Below are 18,481 nucleotides of genomic sequence, written 5' to 3' on the forward strand. Positions count from 1 at the left end.
GCTGGCATCTGCACGGTATTTGCCAACACGCGCAGCTGATCGCCGGCACGTCCTTCCAGGGACGCGCCGGGTATCAACATCGATCAGAGCAGCTTGTCGAGAGTGATCGGCAACTCGCGAATACGCTTGCCAGTGGCGTGATAAACCGCATTGGCAACCGCTGCCGCAACCCCGACGATGCCGATTTCGCCGACTCCTTTGGAGCCAAGCGGATTGACGATCTGGTCCTCCTCCTCGACGAAAATCACCTCGATATCGCCAATATCGGCATGCACCGGCAGGTGGTAATCAGCCAGGTTGTGGTTCATGCAGCGACCCAATCCATGATCGATCATCGCCTCTTCATGCAGCGCCATGCCGACGCCCCACACCACACCGCCGAGAATCTGGCTGCGCGCCGTTTTCGGGTTCACCACGCGTCCAGCCGCAATGGCGCTCACCACCCGGGTTACCCGTACGGTGCCCAATTGCTCATCCACCTGCACTTCGACGAAGACGGCCGAATGGGTGGCGCTGGCATATCGCTCGCGCTGCTTGCTCGGCTGCGCCTGAACTTCAGCCTCCAGGCTACCGTGACGAGCCAGCAGGGTTCTCAGTTCCACCGCGCGCCGGGTGTCGTCGCCCTGCTGAACGCGGCCATCGACGAAACGCAACGCGCTGCCATCGGTAAACGGCGCGTCCGGCAGTTGGCGTGCGGCATCGCAGAGCTGCGCGGCCAGCGCCTGGCAGGCTTCCTGCACGGCGCTGCCAACCGACGACACGGTAAACGAGCCACCCTGCAAAGGCGCTTTCGGCAAGCTCGAATCGCCGAGTTTGAAGATCACCTGTGCGGGGTCAAGGCCCAGCGCTTCGGCAGCGATCTGAGTCATCGCCGTGGCGGTACCCGGGCCGATGTCGCACGTCGCGCTGGCTACGATCAGCCGACCGTCGGCGGTCAGCGTGGCGCGGGCACTGGCCGGCATCTGCATGACTTCCCAGACGCCGGTAGCCATGCCGTAGCCGACCAATTGATTGCCCTGGCGCATGCTGCGTGACTGCGGGTCACGCGTGCTCCAGCCAAAAGCGTCGGCGCCCTGTTGATAGCACGCGCGCAACTCCTTGCTGGAGTACGGTTTGCCCTCGTTCTGGTTGGTTTGTGCATAGTTGGTCAGGCGCAGTTGCAACGGATCGACCCCGGCGGCCCAGGCCAATTCATCCATCGCCGATTCCAGGGCGAACAGGCCGGTCGCGGCGCCGGGCGCACGCATGTCGAGCGGCGTGTAGACGTCCAGCGGCACCAGCCGGTACGCCAGGCGCACGTGATCACAGTGGTAAAGCATGCCGGACCATTCGGCGACGTGTTCGGTGAAGTCTTCGAAGCGTGAAGTCTGGCCAATCACTTCGTGTACCAGGCCTTGCAGCTTGCCGTCAGCCGCAGCGCCTAGCTGCAGCCGCTGAACGGCACGCGGGCGATAACCGAAGGTGAACATCTGCTGACGGCTCAGCGTCACGCGTACCGACCGTTGCAGCTTCAGCGCTGCCATCGCTGCGAGTGGCAACTGATACTGAGGTCGCAGACCCGACCCGAAGGCGCCGCCGACGAACGACGACAGCACCCGCACCTGGCTGGGATCGAGCTTGAGCACGCTGGCAAGGTACTGCTGACTATTCTGCGGCCCCTGGGTCTTGTCATGCACCAGCAGGCTGCCGTCGGCCTGATACATCACCGTCGAGGCATGCGGCTCCATGGGATGGTGATATTCGTTGGGCAACTCGTATTCCAGCTGCAGGCTAAGCGGGGCGCCGGCGATGGCCGCATCGGCATCGCCGCGCGGCTTCGGCAGCTCCGCCGGGGCTGCGTGGGAGCGGTCCAGCGCCTGCCGCAGATCAGTTTCGTGCGGCTGCTGCTGGTACTCGATGCGCACCAGCGAGGCCGCATGGCGAGCAAGCTCCAGCGTATCGGCGACGACCAGTGCCACGGGCTGCCCGCTGTAACGGATGCGCTCATTGAACAGCGGACGAAACGGCGAACCATCGGCCGCGTCGTCATCCTCGTAGCTCTCGTCGTCCTGAGCCAGCGGCGGGCGATTCAGATGGCTGAGCACCAGCGACACCCCCTCAAGCGCCTCGGCAGCAGATGCATCGATCCGCACTATGCGTCCACGTGCAATGACGCTGCAGATCACGCTGCCATGTAACAGCCCGTCGGCGGGGTATTCCGCAGCATAACGAGCCTGACCGCTGACCTTCAGCGGGCCGTCGACGCGGTCGAGGGGTTTGCCAAGCGTTCGCGCATTCATGGGCGGACTCCTTGCGCTGCGGTCGTCAGGGCTCGAACGATGGCGCGTTTCGCCAGCTCCACCTTGAAGCCGTTGTGGGCCAGTGGTTGCGCGTCTTTCAACAGCTGATCGGCAGCTTCGGCAAACCGCTCGGCAGTCGCCTGCGAGCCTATCAAGCCGTCTTCCACTTCCTTGCGCCGCCAGGGTTTGTGGGCGACCCCGCCCAGCGCCAGACGGGCCTGGCGAATCTGCCCATTGCCCTCCAGCTCAAGGGCAGCGGCTACCGACACAAGCGCGAAGGCGAACGAGGCGCGATCGCGCAGTTTCAGGTAAGCGCTGTGCGCGGAGAAATCTTCGCCGGGCAACTCGATCGCCAGTATCAGCTCGCCCGCTTGCAGCACGGTGTCCTGCTGCGGGGTATCGCCCGGGAGGCGATGAAACTCGCCAAACGGAACCCGACGCTCGCCCTCGGGACCGATGATCACCACCTCGGCATCGAGTGCCGCAAGCGCTACACAGAAGTCAGAAGGATGCACCGCCACACACTGGTCACTGGCGCCGAACAGGGCGTGATAGCGATTGAGGCCATCACGCGCAGGACAGCCGCTGCCCGGTTCGCGCTTGTTGCAGGGCACCTGGCTGTCGTAGAAATAGTGGCAACGGGTGCGCTGCAGCAAGTTGCCACCGGCACTGGCCATGTTGCGCAACTGCGGCGAGGCACCGGACAGCAGCGCCTGGCTGAGTAACGGATAGCGCCGCTCCACCTCCGGGTGCCAGGCCAGGTCAGCGTTGCTGACGAGCGCACCGATGCGCAAACCACCTTGCGCCGTGGTCTCGACATTGCGCAGGGGCAAGGCGTTGATGTCGATCAGCCGTTTGGGTCTGACAAGGTTTTCCTTCATCAGGTCGACAAGGTTGGTACCGCCGGCGATGAATTGGCTGTCTGGCCCGGCCAGGCGAACGGCTTCGTCGATGCCTGCGGGTTTGCTGTAAGCGAAAGGCGTCATGAGCGCACCGCCTTGGCTGTCTCGGGCAGCGCTTCTTCAATGGCCGCCAGAATGTTGCTATACGCGCCGCAGCGGCACAGATTGCCGCTCATTCGCTCGCGAATGTCGCTGGCATCCTTGATCCGCCCTTCGCCCGCCAAACCGACCGCAGAGCAGATCTGCCCCGGCGTGCAATAACCGCACTGGAAGGCGTCGTTCTTGACGAAGGCACGCTGCATGGGATGTAGCTCATCGCCGTCGGCCAGGCCCTCGATGGTGGTCAGCTGGTGGCCGTCGAGCATCACCGCGAGGGTCAGACAGGCATTCACCCGGCGACCATCAAGCAGCACCGTGCAGGCACCGCATTGGCCGTGGTCACAGCCTTTTTTAGTGCCGATCAGGTCGAGTTGTTCGCGCAGCAGGTCAAGCGCGGTGATCCACGGGTAGACATCGACCTGCAGGGGGCTGCCGTTCAGCGACAGGGAAATCGTACGGCGCTCGGCGCCGTCGGTGGTGGTCTCGCTCATGGGGCTACCTCGGTTTGCTCGGATGTCTCATGCATCCGTTCAAAATCTGAGGTAAGCGTCCGGAAATCGTTCAGGTTGCGCGAAGAGCGGTCACGCTTGGCAGCCGCTGGTGTTCAACCTGCCGGGCCGAAGCCGCGCCCGCTCAAGGCGTGAGCTTCTTGAGCGGGTAAATGTCGTAGCGGCTGGATTTGCCTTCCAGCGCATAGCCCGGCTTGGCGCCTTCGATGATCGGCGCCTTGCGCGGGCGCTTGACCACCACACGATGACTGGCCAGATTGAGCGCCGCGGCGAGCAGCGCCGGGGCGTCCGGATCGTCACCGACGAAGGGCCGGAACAGGCGCATTTCCTTCTTCACCAGCGCGCTCTTGTCGCGGTGGGGAAACATCGGGTCGAGGTAGATCACCTGGGGCGCTTCGTCCTGCCAATCGGCCATGATCGAAATCGCGTTGCCTTGCAGCAAACGCATGCGCGCGACGATGGCTGCCACCTCATTATCAATGGCTGCACGCTGCAGGCCGTCTTCCAGCAAAGCGCCGATCAATGGCTGACGCTCGATCAGACTGAGCGTACAGCCAAGGCTGGCCAGCACGAACGCATCACGCCCCAACCCTGCGGTGGCATCCAGCACGGCGGGACGAATCCCCTGCTGAATACCAACGGCCTTGGCGATCATCTGCCCGGCACCACCACCAAATTGGCGGCGATGCGCCACGGCGCCCTCGACAAAATCCACGCGTACCGGCCCCGGCGCCTGTGGGCCGAGTTCGGCAAGCTGCAGGCCGGCCTCGCCCAGCTGCAAGGCAAACCCCGCGTCTACATCGTCGAACGCCAGCCCAAGGCGTTGCGCCCATTGCTGCGCGGCCTCGTGCAGATGTGGCGCCAAGGCCTCCATGCGGATACGCGCGGCGGTGGGTGCTTCGCTCATTGTGGATCGTCCATCGATAACGGTAGAAAGGCTCAACTCAGGCATCGAGCGGCCGATAGCCTGTGATGCGATAGTTTGCCAGAGCCAGCCGTTCGATGTTCGATGTCATCTCCCAGATACCCGGCGACACCCGGGTCGCCGCTCAGAAAGCTGGTACACCATCGAGTGCCGGTGCGGCGCTGTATGACCAGATTCTACGCAGCGTGCTGCTGTCGATGCAGCCGCCGCAGGCCGCACCCGCAGCAGCCAGCCAAGCACCGGCGGACATCGCCCCCTCACTGGGCGTTCGCACGCTCGAAGACGTGATGATCCAGCGTCAATTCAACTGCTCGCTGAACGACGCCGACAGCGATCAGCTTTTCGATCAGTTGGCCTTGCAACCGCAATTGCTGGCCCCGCTTGGCGACAGCGAAAACGCCGCCACCAATCCGCTGCTCGAGGAAGCGCTGGAACCCTGGGAACTGCTGCTCGGGCGCCTGACGCTGCAACAGCGCCTGGTCGGCTGAGCGCTCAGCGGCACATGCGGAACAGGCCCATGTCCAGATGGAAATGGTCGCGGTGCGCGGCGTTGTAATCCGGGCCCAGCGTGGTGTTGAAGCTGTCGCAGGCGGCCTTTTGCACCTGGCGCAGGAACAACGACTTGTTATCGCTGCCCGGCCAGTCGCGTAGCACGCTGATCCGAGTGCCATCTGCCAGGCGAAAGCCGACGATATCCAGCGCGTTGGCCGAGGCGTGCTGGCTGCGTCGTTGGCTGCCGGCAATGGTGCGGCAGGCGAAGCTGCCGACATGATCGACCTGCGTGACGCGCTGGCCGAAGCGCTGTTGAGCGGCGGGCTGCAAGCCATGTCGTTCGAACAATGCGAATGCTGCCGCCACCGGACAGGTAGCGATGAAGCTGCTGCTCAAGCGCACCTCGCTGCCCTGCACCCGCACGGTGTTGGTCAGCGGGCAATCGGCTGCTGGTGTGCTGTCCTGCAGCGTCACGTAGCGCAGCGATGAGGTATCCAGCACTGTGCGGCACAGCGCCGGGTCGTCCTGCAGACGGCGCAGCTTGTAATCGGTCAGCCAGTTCGGCGTATCGCGCAGATCCAGCGGTGCCCAGGGGTTCCAGCGTGGCGGCACGTCAATCCATTGCCGGTACAGCGCCAGCGGGCCGCCCACCAGCACGAACAACAATAAGGCGATCAGAAACTGGCGCACGCTCAGCCGCGGAACAGATCGTTGATGCGGTCGAACGGCAGTGCCTCGTGCGCCCCGCGCAAATCGCCCGAATCGGCCAGCAACGTTGCCGCTTGCAGAAACGCACCGTAGGCCACACGCGCCAAGTTGGAGCCGAGACTGACGCGCTTGACGCCGAGCTCGGCCAACTCGTCCAGTGACAAGCGCAGGCTGGGTGAGCCGACCAGCACGTTGACCGGGCGCGGCGCCACGGCCTGCACCACCGCCACAATTTCGTCGCGCTGGGTCAGGCCCGGTGCGTAGAGCACGTCGGCGCCTGCCTCGGCGTAGGCCACCAGGCGGCGAATGGTGTCATCCAGATCAGCGCAACCGTGCAGATAATTTTCTGCGCGCGCGGTCAGGGTGAACGGAAAGTCCAGGCTGCGCACCGCAGCCGCCGAGGCGCGAATGCGCTCGACCGCCAATTCGAATGCGTAGATAGGTGCATCGGCGCGGCCCGTAGCGTCCTCGATAGAGCCGCCGACCAGCCCCGCAGCGGCGGCCAGACGCAGCGTGTGCGCGCAGTCCTCGGGGCCATCGCCGTAACCGTTTTCCAGGTCCGCACTGACCGGCAGTGCAGTGGCCGCCACGATGTCATGGGCGTTGGCCAACGCCTCGTCGCGCGACACCGCGCCTTCGGCATCGCGCCGACCCAAGGAAAATGCGAGGCCCGCACTGGTGGTCGCCAAAGCCTGGAAGCCGAGACCGGCGAGCATCTTTGCCGAACCGGCGTCCCACGGGTTGGGCATTATCAGCAGACCGTCCTGCCGATGCAGTTGGCTGAAGCGTTCGCCGAGAAGCTGCTGAGTGGACATGCTCTTTCCCCCTGAGGCTGGCCGATCTGATCGGATCACTGCGCAGGGTATCGGAGTTTTCCAGGTACGGAGAAATTCACTGTTTTGTCAGCGATATCAGAGGACAGGTAATCAGCCTTGCGGTCGCATGCCCTGAGACAGGCTCAACATCAGCCACAGCAGGTTCTGATTGGCTTGCACCTGAGGCGCCGATACACGCTTGAGATCGGGGTTTACACAGTAACTGCGCCCATGACTGTTGACCACGCCATGTCCGGGTTCATACCAGGAGGCGGCCGCGAACACCGACACGCTGAGCGCAGCGACAAGAAACATACCTCGCGCTATTTCTAATCTCACGATCGCAACCTCTTGATAGTGAAGCCAACAACGTTGGCTAACACTAGATCACAATAGTGCAATGCAACGGTTAGCAAGACGAACGGTATGCCCTCGCGAATTCGGTCGCAGTCACCGCCTTTCACTCACGCCCCCAGATAACAGGCAAAAAAAACCCCGCGGCAAGCGCGGGGTTCTTCTTACAGCTGGTGCCGGGTGGCTTACATCATGCCGCCCATGCCACCCATGCCGCCCATGTCCGGCATAGCCGGGGCGCCTTTGTCGTCAGCCACTTCAGCGATCATCGCTTCGGTGGTGATCATCAGGCTACCGATGGAAGCAGCAGCTTGCAGCGCGGAACGAGTGACTTTGGCCGGATCGAGAATACCCATCTCGATCATGTCGCCATAGACGCCGGTTGCAGCGTTGTAGCCGTAGTTGCCGGAACCCTGCTTGACCTTGTCGACCACCACGCTCGGCTCGTCGCCGGCGTTGGCAACGATCTGACGCAGCGGCGCTTCAACAGCGCGACGCAGCAGAGCGATACCGACGTTCTGGTCTTCGTTGTCGCCTTTCAGCTCGGCGATAGCCTGCAGAGCACGAACCAGTGCTACGCCACCGCCAGGTACCACGCCTTCTTCGACGGCTGCGCGGGTTGCGTGCAGGGCGTCTTCAACGCGGGCTTTCTTCTCTTTCATTTCAACTTCGGTACCGGCACCGACCTTGATCACAGCAACACCGCCAGCCAGTTTGGCCAGACGCTCTTGCAGCTTCTCTTTGTCGTAGTCGGACGAGGTGTCTTCGACCTGCTTGCGAATCTGCGCAACGCGCGACTCGATGTCGACCTGCTGGCCAGCGCCGTCGATGATGGTGGTGTTTTCCTTGTTCAGGACAACACGCTTGGCTTGACCCAGGTGCTCAAGGGTAGCGCTTTCCAGGCTCAGGCCGACTTCTTCGGAGATGACGGTACCGCCAGTCAGAATGGCGATGTCCTGCAGCATGGCTTTGCGACGATCACCAAAGCCCGGCGCCTTGACGGCAGCGACCTTGACGATACCGCGCATGTTGTTGACGACCAGAGTCGCCAGCGCTTCGCCTTCAACATCTTCAGCAACGATCAGCAGCGGACGGCCAGCTTTGGCAACAGCTTCCAGCACCGGCAGCATTTCGCGGATGTTGGAGATCTTCTTGTCGACCAGCAGCAGCAGCGGGCTGTCCAGCTCGGCCACCATGGTGTCCGGCTTGTTGATGAAGTACGGGGACAGGTAACCACGATCGAACTGCATGCCTTCTACGACGGACAGTTCGTTTTCCAGGCCCGAGCCTTCTTCAACGGTGATTACGCCTTCTTTACCGACTTTTTCCATGGCTTCGGCAATGATCTGGCCGATGGAGTCGTCGGAGTTGGCAGAGATGGTGCCAACCTGAGCGATCGCCTTGGTGTCAGCGCACGGCTTGGAGAGATTCTTCAGCTCTTTGACGATGGCGATGGTGGCTTTGTCGATACCACGCTTCAGGTCCATCGGGTTCATGCCGGCAGCGACGGCTTTCAGGCCTTCGTTGACGATGGCCTGAGCCAGAACGGTAGCGGTGGTGGTGCCGTCACCAGCAGCGTCGTTGGCCTTGGACGCAACGTCCTTGACCAACTGAGCGCCCATGTTTTCGAAACGGTCTTTCAGCTCGATTTCTTTGGCGACGGAAACGCCGTCCTTGGTGATGGTCGGAGCACCGAAGCTCTTTTCCAGTACCACGTTACGGCCTTTCGGGCCCAGGGTCGCTTTAACGGCATCAGCCAGGACGTTCACACCGGCGAGCATTTTCTTACGGGCGGAGTCGCCGAATTTAACTTCTTTAGCAGCCATGGAAATTGATCCTCAATTCTTGACGGTTAAACGGAGATTCGCGGGAAATCAGGCTTCGACGACAGCGAGGATTTCGTTCTCGCTCATCACCAGCAGGTCTTCGCCGTCTACTTTGACGGTGTTGCTGCCCGAATACGGGCCGAAAACCACTTTGTCACCGACCTTGACGGCCAGCGCGCGGACTTCACCGCTATCCAGAACACGGCCAGTACCTACAGCAACGATTTCGCCCTGATTCGGCTTCTCGGCAGCCGAGCCCGGCAGCACGATACCGCCAGCGGTTTTGGTTTCTTCTTCGCTGCGACGGATCACGACGCGGTCATGCAAAGGACGAAGCTTCATTGTCGATCTCTCCCAATAGTTGTTGACTTCAACCGGTGTTCTCACCGGCAGGATCATGGCGCTGCGCATTACACGTAGCACCGAAATATGTTTCAGCGCAGAACGCTGAAAAAACCTTGCGGTGACCGCTACATAAGGTCGATCAAGAGCAATTCAAGGGCGGGGCGGAAAAATTTTCTTCGCGCAGCGTCTGCAAATCACCGCTACAGAAGCGAAAAACCCCAGGCTGGCGTGGGCCAACCCAGGGCTTGCAGTGGCGTAGCGACTCGATCAGTCGCGACGCTCGTATTCACCTTCCAGCACGTTCGGCTTGCTCGCACCGGGGCCAGGCTGTCCATTGCGCGCCGCCAGATCATCAGCGAAGGCACGTCGGCGCTCGGCCTGCTCGGCAGCACGGCGGCGCATACGACCGATCAGCAAACGGCGGGTGCCCGGAAACAGGCAGAGCACACCAATGATGTCGGTAATGAAACCTGGCAGCAGCAGCAGGCCGCCACCGACCGCCATCATCACGCCCTGCAGCACTTCCTGATCAGGCATTTCGCCGCGGGCAAGCCGTTCACGGGCCCGCCAGGCGGTGGTGATACCGGCGATACGCAGCACCAGACCGCCGAAGATCGACGTGGCAATCACCAAAGCGATGGTCGGCAGCACGCCGATAGCACTGCCCACCGAGATCAGCACGGTGAGCTCGAGAATCGGGAACAGCAGCAACAACAACATGAAAATGCGCATCACGGTTTCCTTAACGGAAGAACGACTTCCAGTAGGACTGAAGTATGGGTGAATGCGCTTAATTCAAGCTGAAGTCTCGAATTCTGTTGGCCAGGCATCTGCCCGCGCCAGACGTACAAGGGCTTCGCGCACCTCTCCTGCAGTGTTACAGGATATTGGAAAGGCCAGCCAATGCAGGCTTTGCCCGATACGCAGGTGAAAGCCCTCTCGGTCGATACCCACCATCTGCGCCGGCTCCGTAAGCGGCAGGCCGCTCAGCGCAACATAATGCGCGATGGCATCGGCATGGTCGCTGTTCATATGCTCGAGCATGCGCAGCTCGGTGTCGCCGGCGAACGGATTGGCCTGCGCTACCTCATCGAGCCAGTGAATCGCGCCGAAACCGCCGATATAGCGCCAGCGCACGGGTTGCAGGCGCCAGAAATCGAAGTCATGGGCGTCGTGATAGCCGCGCGACTCAGGGAAGTAGCGGTAATAACGCTCAGCCGCTGCCGCGATGTCAGCCGCCTCATCAAGCATTCTGGCTTCTGCGAGCAGTGTCAGACGGCCTACTGCCTGCACGTCGTCAGCACCGCGCTCGGCGACCAGCAACGAGCATTTGCCATCGACCTTGAGGTTGTGGGTGTGCTGGGCGATGCGGCTGATCAGGATCAACGGCCAGCCTTGGGCATCCAGGCAATAAGGCACCACCGAGCCGAAGGGAAAGCCTGGCATGGCTTTGGACTGGGTCGACAGCACGCCCCGGTATTCCCGGAGCAGCAGCTCCCGGGCCTGACGCTTGGCTTGCTCGCTCATATCACGACTCCTGATGGACGCAGACAAGCACCTAGGATAATCGCTACAGTCTGCTCACGGCATCCCGCCAACTATTCGAAGGGGATTGGCATGCAGCTCGAAGACAAGGTCATCATAATCACCGGCGGCGGTCAGGGGCTTGGCCGGGCCATGGCCGAATACCTCGCGGAAAAACGGGTGCGCCTGGCGCTGGTCGACCTCAATCAGGAAAAGCTCGATGAGACCGCTGCCGCGTGCCGCGCGCTGGGGGTCCAGGCGCGCACCTACCTGTGCAACGTCGCCAGCGAGGAACAGGTCATCCAGACCGTCACACAGATCGCCGAGGACTTCGGCTCGATCAACGGGCTGGTCAATAATGCCGGCATTTTGCGCGACGGCCTGACTATCAAGGTCAAAGACGGCGAAATGAGCAAGATGAGTCTGGCGCAGTGGCAATCGGTGATCGACGTCAACCTGACCGGCGTGTTCCTGTGTACCCGCGAAGTGGCAGCGAAGATGATCGAGCTGCAGAACGAGGGTGCGATCATCAACATTTCTTCGGTCTCACGCGCAGGCAACGTCGGCCAGGCCAACTACTCGGCCGCCAAGGCCGGGGTCGCCGCCGATACCGTGGTATGGGCGCGCGAACTGGCCCGCTACGGCATCCGCGTGGCCGGTGTCGCGCCTGGCCTCATTGAGACCGATATGGTCGCCAGCATGAAGCCCGAAGCCTTGGAACGCATGACCGCAGTGATACCCCTCAAGCGCTTGGGCAAGCCGCGGGAAATTGCCCACTCGGTCGCCTTCCTGCTGGAGAACGACTATTTCACCGGGCGCATTCTCGAACTAGACGGTGGCGTGCGCATGTAGCATCCATTACATCAGCCATAAAAAAGCCCCGCTTGATGCGGGGCTTTTTGCTATTGCTCGCGGACGGTTACCAGCCCACGCCAAAGCCAACGGTGTAACGGGTCTCGTCCTTGTCGCCGTCCGAGCCGCTGACCTGATCTTTCGAGGCCTTCATATTGAGCGATGCCCAATCCGTGACCTTGTAGCGCAGGCCCACTTCGGCATCCAGAGAATAGTCGGCAACCCCTGACAGCGGCTTGCCAACTTCGCCAGTACTGAATAGCTCGAACGTCTTGCCGACCAGATAACGGTTGTAGTCCCAGCGCATGCTGATGGCATAGAAGTTGTCCTTCTCGCCGTCAGCGTATTCGTAGTCGGTACGGTTAAGCAGACTGGCAACCGAGAGTGCGCCGAGCTCGTTGTCCCAGAACTGGTAACCCGGACCAGTGCCGACGGTACGCTCGCGAGCGAGGTCTTCGATCTTGTCGCGTTTGTATTCCAAACGACCCTGCCAGAACCATTGCTCGTCAAGGAAGCGATCTAGGGCGTACTCGGTACCCCAATTGTCGGTGCTGACCACGTCATTTCTGAGCTCACGGTTGTAATCCACCGTGGCGTTGTGACGCCATTTGCCGTGCCGCGCCTGGGTCTTGAGGTCGACGTCGTAGTCGTCGGTGTCACTCTCGGCGCGCTTGTAGTCCATGGCCACATCGACATTGCCCTTCCACAGGAAGTCTTCGACAAAGGGCTTAGGCTTCATGATCTGCTTGATGCTGGCCAGCTCGACGGTCTTCGGCGTATCGCCGTTGGCCAGCGTGACCTTGCCTTCGTCAGAAGCGAGGAGGGATTTGGCGCGTTCGCCAGTGATTTCATTTTCCTTGACCAGCAGCTCGTGATCGCTTTCCAACGTAGCAATCTTGCTCCAGCTCAACGGGATGGAGCCGCCGTAATCGGTCTCCAGCAACAGCTTGCCGCCGTCGAGGAGTTTGATTGTTCCGGTCAGTCGGTCACCGTTCTTCATCCAGACGGTGTCTGCCATGAGGGGCATCGCTGCCGCGCTGAGGCTCACGCACAAAAGAGTTCGAGTAAACATAAGCGGGTGTTGATGCTCCGGTTCGCGGTAAATCGGGCATTATCCGCATACCCGATATATGAGCAAGAAATGACCGACGGAATCCATGCGAGTTCACGACTGGCGTCGAAACCGCCGCTCTGCACGCCATTTATAGACAGGAGCCTGCCATGACCACACGACAGGCGAGTGACAACGCGCCACTGGCCGTTACCGATCTGCAGGCCCGACGCGACGCCTTGTACCTGGCGCTCGCTCAAGTGCCGGAAGGCAAGGTCGTGACCTATGGCGAACTGGCATCCATGGCCGGCCTGGGCCGCGCTGCGCGCTGGGTAGGCCGCGCCTTGAGCCAACTGCCTGACGGCACCAGCCTGCCGTGGCACCGGGTGGTCGCTGCTGGCGGCCGCCTGAGCCTGGCAGACGGCAGCCCGAGCGGCGTTGAACAACGCGCCCGATTGCGCGTCGAAGGGGTGCTATCCCACAATGACCGGGTGGATATCCGCCGCCATGGCTGGCGCCCTTCGGCGCAATAAGCCTGTTGCCGACACCAGCGTTGCGCTGTCAGCTTGCACTGACCCGATCCTAGCCCCTAGAGTGCGCCATTTGTTCATGCTCCCTCCCTCCAGGCCGACCCTGCCCAATGCATCGTAAAAGCTGGCGCGACGCGATCGCTGCCTATTCCAGTCCCTCGACACTGGTTCTACTGGTGCTCGGATTCGCCGCCGGCCTGCCCTACATGCTGGTGTTTTCAACGCTCTCCGTGTGGCTGCGCGAAGCAGGCGTTGCGCGGGAAACCATTGGCTTCGCCAGCCTTATCGGGCTCGCCTACGCCTTCAAATGGGTGTGGTCGCCCCTGCTGGATCAATGGCGCCTGCCGCTGCTCGGCAAGCTCGGCCGCCGGCGCTCCTGGCTGGTACTGTCGCAGATACTGATTGCCATTGGCCTGGCCGGCATGGCGCTGTGCGACCCGCATACCCACCTGACCTGGCTGATCGCTCTGGCAGTATTGGTGGCCTTTGCTTCGGCCACCCAGGACATCGCCGTCGATGCCTACCGCCTAGAAATCGTCGATGACACCCGCCAGGCGGCGCTGGCTGCCAGCTATATGGCTGGCTACCGCGTCGCCGCGTTATTGGCCACGGCGGGAGCGCTGTATGTCGCTGAAGGCCTGGGTTCGACCGTGCTGCTCTACCAGCACGCAGCCTGGGCCGGCACCTATCTGTTGTTTGCGCTGATGATGCTGCCTGGCCTGCTGACCAGCCTGTGGATGAAGGAGCCGGATGTCTCGCTGAAGACCCAACTGGCCGCCGCCAAGTACGGTTTCAGCCACCAGATCGCCTCGGTGCTGGTGCTGATCGTGCTGCTGGTTTCGGTACCGGCGATGTTCACCCAGCTCTACAACACCGACTTCCCCAGCCTGATCACCGGCGAAGCCACCCTGTGGGACCTTCTGCTCGAAGACCGTGCGTTCCTGCGCGCGATTCTTTACACCACGCTCACCTGCCTGTGCCTGTCCACCTTCGGCCGCCGCGGCCTGGCGCCGGTACTCACGCCGGTCAACGACTTCATCCTGCGCTACCGCTGGCAAGCCCTGCTGCTGCTTGGGCTGATCGCCACCTATCGCATGTCGGACACGGTGATGGGCGTGATGGCCAACGTGTTCTACATCGACCAGGGCTTCACCAAGGACCAGATCGCCAGTGTCAGCAAGCTGTTCGGGCTGATCATGACGCTGCTTGGCGCTGGCGCTGGCGGCCTGCTGATCGTGCGTTTCGGCATCATGCCGATCCTGTTCATCGGCGGCGTCGCGTCAGCAGCGACCAACCTGCTGTTCCTGATGCTGGCGGGTATGGGCGCCGATCTGCAGATGCTGATCTTCACCATCTCTGCCGACAACTTCAGCTCCGGCATGGCCACAGCCGCGTTCGTCGCCTACCTGTCGAGCCTCACCAACCTGAAATTCTCGGCGACGCAATATGCGCTGCTCAGCTCGATCATGCTGTTGCTGCCACGCCTGATCGGCGGCTACTCAGGCGTATTGGTGGAAAAATATGGCTACGCCGATTTCTTCCTGCTCACCGCATTGATGGGCATTCCGACCCTGCTGATGATTGCCTTGCAGTGGTACCAGCAACGCGGCTCGTCGCTAGTGCCAGAGCCAGAGCCAGAGCCAGAGCCAGAGCCAGACAACAAGCAATAAAAAACCCTGCCAGTTCAAGCCTGGCAGGGTTTATGCGGACAACACGGTTACTCGGCGGCCACTTCCTGAACGACCCGTACCACACGCTGCGGAAACGGAATGCCGATCCCTTGCGCGCTGAGGCGGTCGCGGGCTTGCTCGTTAAGCATGAACATCACGTCCCAGTAGTTGGGCGTTTCCACCCAGATCCGCAGTGAAACAGTGATCGCACTGTCACCCAACGTGGTAACCACGGCCACCGGTGCCGGATCTTTCAGCACGCGAGGATCGTCCGCCAGCCCCAGCAGGACCTCGCGGGTTTTCTGTAAATCAGCCTCGTAATCCACACCCACGTCGAACACCACCTTGCGGGTCGGCTGACGGTTGTAGTTGGTGATGATGCCGTTCGACAGATTGCCATTGGGCACGATGACCGTCTTGTTGTCACCGGTACGCAGCACCGTGTGGAAGATCTGGATACTGTCGACCGTGCCCATTACGCCCTGCGCTTCGATCCAATCACCAATGCGGAACGGACGAAACAGCAGGATCAGCACCCCACCGGCGAAATTGGCCAGACTGCCCTGCAGCGCCAGGCCAATGGCCAGGCCGGCAGCACCGATGGCCGCGATGAAGGAGGTGGTTTCCACGCCAATCATCGAGGCGACGCTGACCAACAACAGCACCTTCAGCACGATGTTGGCGAGGCTACCGATAAAGCCATGCAGCGCCGGATCGGCCTTGCGAGCCGCCAGCAGGCCGCTGATCTTGCTGGTAAGCCGGTTGATGAGCCACCAGCCGATCAGCAGCGTTACCACCGCCAGCAGCAGCTGGCTGGCGTAGTGCATGATCATCGGTAACCAGGCTTGCGATTCCTGCAGCAAGTGGTCGAATTCAGCGGATAAATCCATAGGTGTTTCCTCGTATTAAGCGCTGCAGCAATAGCGTGGAACGCTTCCAGCGATGCAGTGCGTCAGGCGTCGATCAGTCGCGGAAGTTATTGAACTGCAGCGGCATGCCGAATTCCTTGGCACGCAAGGCGGCGATGGCTTCCTGCAGGTCATCGCGCTTCTTGCCGGTCACCCGCACCTGCTCACCCTGAATGGCAGCTTGTACCTTGAGCTTGGCGTCCTTGATATGCGCGACGATCTTCTTCGCCAGCTCCTTGTCGATGCCCTCGCGGAACTCGACCTCCTGCTTGACCACCTTGCCTGATGCGTAGGCGTCCTTGGTCTCCATGCACTGGCCGTCGATCTTGCGCTTGATCAGGCAGGAGCGAATGATCTCCAGCATCTGCTCGAGCATGAAATCCGCTTCGGCGGTTAGCGTGACGGCCTTGTCCTTGGTCTCGAAGCTGCACTTGCCGCGCAGGTCGAAACGTCGCTCCAGCTCCTTGGCCGCGTTGTCCAGGGCGTTGGTGAGTTCGTGTTTATCCAGCTCCGACACCACGTCGAATGAAGGCATGGAATTCCTCCTGATAGGGGCGCAGCTTTGCAGGGAACGTTTTCTCGATCTGCCGTGCTCAGGCTGACCTCTGCCATAGCGAGTCCGGCCGATTGCCGTGCCTGATTGGCTGTTCGCGAGATCGTGAATAACGTCTCAGCAAGCCACGCGCATGACTTGACGATATAATTGGCGCGATCATTATATCCGCTCTGATACAGACCGTTCGGCGTTGTATTGGTTACTCCTCTTCCTCGACCTGTTTTCTTGCCTACGAGTGCCATCATGCCCAACCCCCATCTCAGCATTCTGGTGGTGGACGACGCCAAGTTCTCCAGCGCCATAATCGGCCGCGCGCTGAGTCAAGCTGGTTATCAGGACGTACGCTTTGCCACCAGCGCTGCCGAGGCCCTGCGCAACCTTGAAGAACGCCCCGCCAGTGTGCTGCTTGCTGACTGGCTGATGCCCGAGATGGACGGCCTGGAGCTCACCGGCCGGGTACGCCAGCTCGACGAAGCAGCCGAGCACTACACCTACATCGTGCTGCTGACCGGCAAGGAAGGCGAGAATGTGCTTAGCGAAGCCTTTGATCGCGGCGTCGATGACTTCATCAGCAAGTCATCGATGAATGAACAGTTGCTGCCGCGTGTTTTCGCTGCTGATCGTCTGTGCAATACCTTGCAGCGCCTGCTTCATGAGAATGCGCTGCTGGTGCAGAACATCGCCTCCCTTGAAGAGCGCAATCTGGTCGACCCGCTGACCGGTCTGGGTAATACCCGCTACCTGAAGCAGAAACTTGCCGACAGCCTGCGCCAGGTGGAATCGCGCGGCGGTGCGATGTGCTACATGATGATCGGTCTCCAAGGCGTCGACGAGCTGATCAGTAGCCACGGCACGCAGTTCTATACCGAACTGCTGCGCAGTGTGGCCCGCCGTCTGCAGCAACTGGTTAGGCCATTAGATGTGCTGGTTAGCCTGGACGACCGGCACTTTGCCCTAATCACCCTGCTCGACGATCTGCACGAATGCGCGCCGAGCAGTTTCAAGCGCTTGCATGAAGGCCTCAATCTGAAGGCCTTCAAGACCAGCGAAGGCTTCATTTCTCTCAAGGCCGGCTTTGCCGTGGTCGGGCTAGACAGCAAGGCGCTGCCGCTGGAGCAGCAGCAACTGCTCGATGTTGCCGCCCGCCTGTTGCCGGAAGCGCACGCCAGCGGCCGGGTCACCGCAGTACGCCTGCCCCGCCCATGACCTGGCACGTGCTCGGTGCAGGAAGCCTCGGCAGCGTGTGGGCTGCACGCCTGCATCGTGCAGGCGTGCCAATAAACCTTATCCTCCGCGATCCGCAGCGCCTGGCAAGCTATCGCCAGGTTGGCGCTATCACCCTGGTCGAGCATGACCACGCCACCCGCTACGCCATCCCGGCGGACAGCGTCGATAGCGACACACCGATCCAGCGACTGCTGCTGGCCTGCAAAGCCTATGACGCAGCGAACGCAATCAAGCATGTCGCTCACCGCCTTCAACCAGGCGCTGAGGTCATCCTGTTGCAGAACGGCCTGGGCAGCCAGGACGAAGTCGCCGCCCTGCTACCGCAATGCCGCTGCGTATTTGCCTCCAGCACCGAGGGCGCCTTTCGTGAGGGTGGCTGGCGCGTGGTGTTCGCCGGCCAGGGCCATACCTGGCTCGGCGATCCTGCGGATGAGACGCCACCGGGCTGGTTGGCCGATCTGCAGCAGAGCGGCATCGCCCATACCTGGAGCACGGATATTGTTTCCCGGCTGTGGCGCAAGCTGGCGCTCAATTGCGCGATCAACCCACTGACCGTGTTGCACGGCTGCCGCAACGGCGAGCTCGAGACGCATCGTGGGGAAGTCGATGATCTGTGTGCAGAGCTGATCGAGCTACTGACCGCATGCGGACAGCCTTCGGCCGCGGCAGACCTGCGCGAGGATGTCTGGCGGGTGATCCAGGCCACAGCGACCAACTACTCCTCCATGTACCAGGACGTCGCCGCCAAACGTCGCACCGAGATCAGCTACCTGCTGGGCTATGCCTGCAATGCAGGCTCGAAGGCCGGGCTGAGGCTGCCACGCCTACAAGTGATTCATCACCGCTTGCAGGCACACTTGGGCAGCTGCGGATTGCCGCACCACTGAGACGCGCGCTAACCTGCACCTC

General features: G+C 61.6%; 19 protein-coding genes and 1 pseudogene. 6 read left to right on the forward strand and 14 right to left on the reverse strand.

From position 1 onward, the window contains the following. Nucleotides 1-83: 83 nt before the first annotated feature. The 4 genes from BLS60_RS06530 to BLS60_RS06545 form a co-directional block, all read right to left on the reverse strand. On the reverse strand, nt 84-2,279 hold the full coding sequence (locus BLS60_RS06530; RefSeq protein WP_092366087.1) for a xanthine dehydrogenase family protein molybdopterin-binding subunit: 2,196 nt from the start codon (nt 2,277-2,279) through the stop codon (nt 84-86). Further along, nucleotides 2,276-3,265: an FAD binding domain-containing protein gene (locus BLS60_RS06535; RefSeq protein ID WP_092366090.1), complete on the reverse strand. Its 990-nt coding sequence runs from the start codon at nt 3,263-3,265 to the stop codon at nt 2,276-2,278. The genes BLS60_RS06530 and BLS60_RS06535 overlap by 4 nt, the downstream gene beginning before the upstream one ends. Then, nucleotides 3,262-3,771: a (2Fe-2S)-binding protein gene (locus BLS60_RS06540; RefSeq protein ID WP_092366093.1), complete on the reverse strand. Its 510-nt coding sequence runs from the start codon at nt 3,769-3,771 to the stop codon at nt 3,262-3,264. Before BLS60_RS06540 ends, BLS60_RS06535 begins: the two co-directional genes overlap by 4 nt. Before the next feature lie 142 nt (nt 3,772-3,913). Next, nucleotides 3,914-4,696 (reverse strand): class I SAM-dependent methyltransferase, encoded by a 783-nt coding sequence (locus tag BLS60_RS06545; RefSeq protein WP_092366096.1) that lies wholly within the window; start codon nt 4,694-4,696, stop codon nt 3,914-3,916. 95 nt (nt 4,697-4,791) lie between these two features. Here BLS60_RS06545 and BLS60_RS06550 point away from each other — a divergent pair, with 95 nt between their 5' ends. Beyond that, the gene (locus BLS60_RS06550) at nt 4,792-5,202 is read left to right on the forward strand and encodes a hypothetical protein (RefSeq protein ID WP_092366099.1); all 411 of its coding nucleotides are present in this window, start codon (nt 4,792-4,794) and stop codon (nt 5,200-5,202) included. A 4-nt stretch (nt 5,203-5,206) separates the two neighbouring features. Here BLS60_RS06550 and BLS60_RS06555 read toward each other — a convergent pair whose 3' ends face one another. From BLS60_RS06555 to BLS60_RS06585, 7 genes are all read right to left on the reverse strand, one after another. Then, a complete protein-coding gene (locus BLS60_RS06555) occupies nt 5,207-5,884 on the reverse strand; it encodes an extensin-like domain-containing protein (RefSeq protein ID WP_420848438.1) in 678 nt (225 codons plus the stop codon). A gap of 14 nt (nt 5,885-5,898) precedes the next feature. After that, nucleotides 5,899-6,729, reverse strand: a complete 831-nt coding sequence (locus BLS60_RS06560; protein WP_092366105.1) for an isocitrate lyase/PEP mutase family protein — start codon at nt 6,727-6,729, stop codon at nt 5,899-5,901. A 111-nt stretch (nt 6,730-6,840) separates the two neighbouring features. Then, nucleotides 6,841-7,044, reverse strand: a complete 204-nt coding sequence (locus BLS60_RS06565) for a hypothetical protein (protein ID WP_241077659.1) — start codon at nt 7,042-7,044, stop codon at nt 6,841-6,843. 224 nt (nt 7,045-7,268) lie between these two features. Next, nucleotides 7,269-8,909, reverse strand: coding sequence for a chaperonin GroEL (groL, locus tag BLS60_RS06570; RefSeq protein WP_070882122.1), 1,641 nt, complete (start codon nt 8,907-8,909; stop codon nt 7,269-7,271). Nucleotides 8,910-8,957: 48 nt separating this feature from the next. Continuing rightward, complete coding sequence (locus BLS60_RS06575) at nt 8,958-9,251, reverse strand: co-chaperone GroES (protein ID WP_042554944.1); 294 nt, start codon at nt 9,249-9,251, stop codon at nt 8,958-8,960. 270 nt (nt 9,252-9,521) lie between these two features. Continuing rightward, nucleotides 9,522-9,986, reverse strand: coding sequence for an FxsA family protein (locus BLS60_RS06580; protein WP_070882121.1), 465 nt, complete (start codon nt 9,984-9,986; stop codon nt 9,522-9,524). Nucleotides 9,987-10,049: 63 nt separating this feature from the next. Further along, nucleotides 10,050-10,781, reverse strand: a complete 732-nt coding sequence (locus tag BLS60_RS06585) for a HugZ family pyridoxamine 5'-phosphate oxidase (RefSeq protein ID WP_092366108.1) — start codon at nt 10,779-10,781, stop codon at nt 10,050-10,052. A gap of 90 nt (nt 10,782-10,871) precedes the next feature. Here BLS60_RS06585 and BLS60_RS06590 point away from each other — a divergent pair, with 90 nt between their 5' ends. Continuing rightward, a complete protein-coding gene (locus tag BLS60_RS06590) occupies nt 10,872-11,630 on the forward strand; it encodes an SDR family oxidoreductase (RefSeq protein ID WP_070882119.1) in 759 nt (252 codons plus the stop codon). A 67-nt stretch (nt 11,631-11,697) separates the two neighbouring features. Here BLS60_RS06590 and BLS60_RS06595 read toward each other — a convergent pair whose 3' ends face one another. After that, entirely contained in the window at nt 11,698-12,702 is a 1,005-nt protein-coding gene (locus tag BLS60_RS06595) for a DUF481 domain-containing protein (RefSeq protein ID WP_092366111.1), read from the reverse strand. 149 nt (nt 12,703-12,851) lie between these two features. On the opposite strand from BLS60_RS06595, the gene BLS60_RS06600 reads away from it, so the two are divergent. Both BLS60_RS06600 and BLS60_RS06605 read left to right on the forward strand, forming a co-directional pair. Beyond that, the gene (locus tag BLS60_RS06600) at nt 12,852-13,214 is read left to right on the forward strand and encodes an MGMT family protein (protein WP_092366114.1); all 363 of its coding nucleotides are present in this window, start codon (nt 12,852-12,854) and stop codon (nt 13,212-13,214) included. A gap of 107 nt (nt 13,215-13,321) precedes the next feature. Continuing rightward, nucleotides 13,322-14,881 (forward strand): AmpG family muropeptide MFS transporter, encoded by a 1,560-nt coding sequence (locus BLS60_RS06605; RefSeq protein ID WP_092366117.1) that lies wholly within the window; start codon nt 13,322-13,324, stop codon nt 14,879-14,881. A gap of 47 nt (nt 14,882-14,928) precedes the next feature. On the opposite strand, the gene BLS60_RS06610 is transcribed toward BLS60_RS06605, so the two are convergent. Together BLS60_RS06610 and BLS60_RS06615 are read right to left on the reverse strand one after the other, a co-directional pair. Then, nucleotides 14,929-15,771 carry a mechanosensitive ion channel family protein gene (locus BLS60_RS06610; protein WP_070882115.1) on the reverse strand — a complete coding sequence of 281 codons (843 nt, stop codon included), beginning with the start codon at nt 15,769-15,771 and terminating at the stop codon, nt 14,929-14,931. A 73-nt stretch (nt 15,772-15,844) separates the two neighbouring features. Continuing rightward, a complete protein-coding gene (locus BLS60_RS06615) occupies nt 15,845-16,324 on the reverse strand; it encodes a YajQ family cyclic di-GMP-binding protein (RefSeq protein WP_092366119.1) in 480 nt (159 codons plus the stop codon). A 255-nt stretch (nt 16,325-16,579) separates the two neighbouring features. Between BLS60_RS06615 and BLS60_RS06620 the strand changes: the two are divergent. Continuing rightward, nucleotides 16,580-17,551, forward strand: a pseudogene (locus BLS60_RS06620) (response regulator); the annotation flags it as partial. Next, on the forward strand, nt 17,548-18,459 hold the full coding sequence (locus BLS60_RS06625; RefSeq protein WP_092366122.1) for a putative 2-dehydropantoate 2-reductase: 912 nt from the start codon (nt 17,548-17,550) through the stop codon (nt 18,457-18,459). The pseudogene BLS60_RS06620 and the gene BLS60_RS06625, both read left to right, overlap by 4 nt. The last annotated feature ends 22 nt before the right edge of the window (nt 18,460-18,481 follow it).

Origin of the sequence: Phytopseudomonas seleniipraecipitans (genome assembly GCF_900102335.1) — a bacterium.
GTDB classification, from domain to species: Bacteria; Pseudomonadota; Gammaproteobacteria; order Pseudomonadales; family Pseudomonadaceae; genus Aquipseudomonas; species Aquipseudomonas seleniipraecipitans.